Raw genomic sequence first — 2,430 nt, 5'->3', positions numbered from 1 at the left:
TCCTCCGCTCCCCCGCGTCGCCGGGCAACGCGGGGCGCCCCGCGGCGCGCCGCCCGCCGACCCGACCGGCGGCGCCCGCGGGACGTGCGCCTACACTGGCCGCGTGGTCGACATCGTCGTCACGGGGCTAAGCGCCAACTCCGTGCCGTACATCGAGGCCCTCGAGCGTCAGCGTGCCCTGCATGCCGACGTCGTCGCGGGCCGGGCGCAGGACACCGTCATCCTCCTCGAGCACCCCTCGGTGTACACCGCGGGGAGACGCACCGAGCCGGCGGACAGGCCGCGCGACGGCACGCCGGTCATCGACGTGGACCGCGGCGGTCGCATCACCTGGCACGGGCCCGGCCAGCTCGTCGGCTACCCGATCGTGCGGCTGCCCGAGCCCCTCGACGTCGTGGCCCATGTGCGCCGCCTCGAGGACGCGCTCATCGCCCTCCTCGCCGACCTCGGCATCGCGTCGTGCCGCGTCGACGGCCGCTCGGGCGTCTGGATCCGCGGCACCGGGCCCGACGGCTCGCCCCGCGACGAGAAGGTCGCGGCCATCGGCGTCCGCGTCGCCGAGCGCGTCACCATGCACGGCTTCGCGCTCAACTGCAGCAACGCGTTCGGCGCCTACGACCGCATCGTGCCGTGCGGGATCCGCGACGCCGGCGTCACCTCCATCAGCCGCGTCCTCGACCGCACGGTCACGCCGGCCGACGTCGTCCCCCTCCTCCGGCCGCACCTGGTGCGCGCCCTCTCCTCGAACGGATCCGCCATGCCCGCCACCGCTCCCCTCTCCTCCGTCACCGTCGGGGCCCGCGCATGAGCGCCGCCGCCGCGCCCGACGGACGCCGCATGCTCCGCCTCGAGGTCCGCAACGCCGAGACCCCCATCGAGAAGAAGCCCGAGTGGATCAAGACGACGGCCCGCATGGGGCCCGAGTACCAGGCGCTCCAGCAGCTCGTGAAGACGGAGGACCTGCACACCGTCTGCCAGGAGGCCGCCTGCCCCAACATCTACGAGTGCTGGGAGGACCGCGAGGCCACGTTCCTCATCGGCGGATCCCAGTGCACGCGCCGATGCGACTTCTGCCAGATCGACACCGGCAAGCCCGCCGACTACGACACCGACGAGCCGCGCCGCGTCGCCGACTCCGTGCGCCGCATGGGCCTCCGCTACGCGACGGTCACGGGCGTCGCGCGCGACGACCTGCCCGACGAGGGCGCCTGGCTGCACGCGGAGACCGTGCGCCGGATCCACGCCGACAACGCCGGCACGGGCGTCGAGATCCTCGCCACCGACTTCTCCGGGAACCCGGACCTCCTCGCCGAGGTCTTCTCCTCCCGCCCCGAGGTCTTCGCGCACAACGTGGAGACGGTGCCGCGGATCTTCAAGCGCATCCGCCCCGCGTTCCGGTACGAGCGCTCGCTCGACGTGATCACGCAGGCGCGCGACGCGGGCCTCATCACGAAGTCCAACCTCATCCTCGGGATGGGCGAGACCCGCGAGGAGGTGTCGGAGGCGCTGCGGGACCTGCACGACGCGGGCTGCGACATCATCACCGTCACGCAGTACCTGCGCCCGAGCCCGCGGCATCTGCCGGTCGACCGCTGGGTGCGCCCGGAGGAGTTCGTGGCGATCAAGGCGGAAGCCGAGGCGATCGGGTTCCTCGGCGTCCTCGCCGGCCCGCTCGTGCGCTCGTCGTACCGCGCGGGACGGCTGTGGGCGCAGTCGATGGCCGCGAAGGGGCGCGCCCTGCCCGCGGGCCTCGACCACCTCGCCGACCCGTCGCGCGGCTTCGCGCAGGCCGTCGGCTGATCCCGCTCGCTCCTCCCGGCGCGCGGACCTGTCGGGTCGCTGACGAACGGGCTCCTCCGGGGTCCACGGCCAGGTGCGCGCCCTATCGTCGGATCCACCGCGCACGTCCCACAGCAAGGAGCTCGTCATGGCCGCATCGACCCCCACCGCAGGATCCGCATTCGGAGACGCCGCCGACGGCGTGTGGCAGGCGATGGAGTCGCTGCGCGCCAGGTTCGAGAAGCGCGACGGAGCCCCGGCCGGCCACGGCGCCGGTCCGCACGACGTGCGCCACGCGGTGCTCGCGCTCCTCGCCGAGGAGCCCATGCACGGCTACCGGATCATCCATGAGATCGGCGAGCGCACGAACGGCGCGTGGACCCCGAACGCCGGAGCGGTCTACCCCACCCTCCAGCTCCTCGCCGACGAGGGCCTCATCGCGGCCGAGACCACCGACGGCCGCAAGGTCCACGCGCTCACCGAGGCGGGCCGCGCCGCTGTCGCGCACGACGGCATCACCGCCCCGTGGGCCGACGCCGACGCGCACGGGCACGACGCGCACGACCGCCACGACCGCTCCGCCCTCCCCAAGGCCGGCCTCTCGCTCGCCCAGGCCGCGGCGCAGGTGCAGCGCACGGGCACCCCGGCGCA

General features: G+C 74.2%; 3 protein-coding genes. All 3 read left to right on the top strand.

The genetic code is table 11. The annotated features are described in order from the left end of the window. The first annotated feature begins 103 nt into the window (after window positions 1-103). Window positions 104-808, top strand: a complete 705-nt coding sequence (gene lipB, locus DZG00_RS14570; protein WP_119383096.1) for a lipoyl(octanoyl) transferase LipB — start codon at window positions 104-106, stop codon at window positions 806-808. Next, window positions 805-1,800, top strand: a complete 996-nt coding sequence (gene lipA / locus DZG00_RS14565; RefSeq protein ID WP_199688999.1) for a lipoyl synthase — start codon at window positions 805-807, stop codon at window positions 1,798-1,800. Before lipB ends, lipA begins: the two co-directional genes overlap by 4 nt. A 127-nt stretch (window positions 1,801-1,927) precedes the next feature. Next, window positions 1,928-2,430 (top strand): PadR family transcriptional regulator (locus DZG00_RS14560; protein WP_147360028.1); only part of this gene is annotated, 503 nt, incomplete at its 3' end.

Source organism: Clavibacter lycopersici, assembly GCF_003576405.1.
GTDB lineage: Bacteria > Actinomycetota > Actinomycetes > Actinomycetales > Microbacteriaceae > Clavibacter > Clavibacter lycopersici.
The sequence above is the reverse complement of the archived record's forward strand: the minus strand, read 5'-3'. Positions and strand labels throughout refer to the sequence as shown.

What these genes read in the sequence shown, in the direction of transcription:
- lipA (WP_199688999.1), top strand. Translation starts at nt 805, where the DNA reads ATGAGCGCCGCCGCCGCGCCCGACGGACGCCGCATGCTCCGCCTCGAG.